Below are 563 nucleotides of genomic sequence, written 5' to 3'. Positions count from 1 at the left end.
AATTTACTTATTGGGAATAAAAGTAGTTTTTTATGGCCTCATTTGGTCGAAAAAAACACAAAAACGACAAGAAAACCGCAGGATTTGCGCAAAAACCGCAGGATTTGAACAAAAATCACGGAAAAGGGCGCAGTTCCGTCACTTTTGGGCGCCGTTGAGCACATTTGGAGGATTTATGACTGATCTTTCGCAACCTCGCGCAGCACCGGTAAATCGCATGAAGGATGCACCTGAACCCATGGTTCGTGGCTTCGCTATGCGCATGTATAGCCTCATGCAACGCGCCATGATGTCTAGCCGACTAGGCGTTACCTTCGGAGGTAAGCGCGATATGTACGAGGCTTTTGGCTGGCCTCGGTCGATTTCGGAGCAAGAAATATGGGATATGTACCGGAGAGGGGGAATTGCACGCCGTGTTGTTAGAGCCTATCCAGTCGCAACCTGGGGACGCCCCCCCCAACTCTATAATCCAGCGGATGCTGCATGGACAGCGGATGCAGACCGCTTTGCAAAAGCTGTCGATCTATGGCCCGCCCTTGGCAGCCTTGATGTTCTTTGCGGGC

At 51.0% G+C, this 563-nt stretch carries 1 protein-coding gene; it reads left to right on the top strand.

Features of this window, described 5'->3' with window-relative positions; all coding sequences use genetic code 11:
- Positions 1 to 563, top strand: a 563-nt coding sequence (locus VJI93_RS08440; RefSeq protein WP_324009266.1) for a hypothetical protein, incomplete at both ends; no start/stop codon positions are given.

This window comes from Parvimonas sp. M20 (assembly GCF_035282425.1).
GTDB lineage: Bacteria > Bacillota > Clostridia > Tissierellales > Peptoniphilaceae > Parvimonas.
This window is presented reverse-complemented; position numbering and strand designations above follow the sequence as displayed.